Here is a 1054-nt window from a genome sequence, read left to right as displayed (position 1 = left end):
GAGCTACATTGAGCCCGCCTCGGCAGAACCTTTTCTTGATCGTATTACGCCATATCATATGCGTGCTACTGATTCTCGGAAGTGTCAGATTGGGCTGCAATTTGGTGTCTTTTTTGATGGCACCGATAATAATCTGGAGCGGGATCAACCACAATTTGCACACACGAATATCGCTAGACTTTGGAAATGCTATCCAAGCCAGTTCACCCGTGGTGTCGAGAGTCTTTACGTTCCAGGTGTAGGCACCGCATTCCACGCCATCAACTCTCGGCCCGAGGGTTGGAGAGGTACAGCCTTCGGTATCGGGTGTGAGGCGCGGGTTCTTTTTGCACTACTCAAGACAGTGGATTTTGTTCATCGATTCGTGACGCAAGGTGCCCCCAGGTTTGGCAAGCAAGAGATGCGAATACTCTGCAAAGACAGCGTGCCTGCAAACGAATTTGATCTTCATGCAATCAGTCGACTGGGGTACGAAAAAGGCCTTCTCGAATGTGATGATAGAGGTGCAGCACGAAGAGGCTGMCTTGCGAACGAAACGAAACGCTTACGCCGGCTGCTATCGGAATCAGAACTGAATCTTACTGAGCTGGTGATCGACATCTTTGGCTTTTCGAGAGGCGCTGCAGAGGCGCGGGCGTATGCCTCGTGGTTAAGTGAGCTTCTGGTTGACGGCAAGTTCGCTGGTATTCCGTTGAGCATACGATTCATGGGGCTCTTCGACACTGTGGCGTCTGCGGGCATGAGAGAGATGCTCGAAACAGGGTTAAGGAATCAGACTGGTGGGCATGCTGGCTGGGCGAGAAAAGAATCGCTCCTAATACCGAACGGAGTAGTAAATTGCGTTCACTTCGTTGCGATGCACGAACTGCGAAAGAACTTCCCAATTGACAAAGTTGCGGTTGAAGGCGGTACTAAATCTAATCTAGTAGAGGTCGCATACCCAGGCTCGCATAGTGATGTCGGAGGTGGTTACGCACCGGGTGTGCTAGGTATAGCTTTTGATCAAACGTCAGAGAACGGTGATGCGATGAAGCGGTCTCAAGTACCTTTCAAC

1 protein-coding gene is annotated in these 1054 nt (G+C 50.8%); it reads left to right on the top strand.

What is annotated here, in order from left to right; all coding sequences use genetic code 11:
* A partial coding sequence (locus AB4Z11_RS32450; protein ID WP_442030400.1) for a T6SS phospholipase effector Tle1-like catalytic domain-containing protein occupies positions 1 to 1054 on the top strand: 1054 nt, incomplete at both ends.

Origin of the sequence: Pseudoduganella sp. RAF53_2 (assembly GCF_052113985.1) — a bacterium.
Taxonomy (GTDB): Bacteria; Pseudomonadota; Gammaproteobacteria; order Burkholderiales; family Burkholderiaceae_D; genus Rugamonas.
Note: the sequence above shows the minus strand (reverse complement) of the source record. Positions and strands in the feature narration are given on the sequence as shown.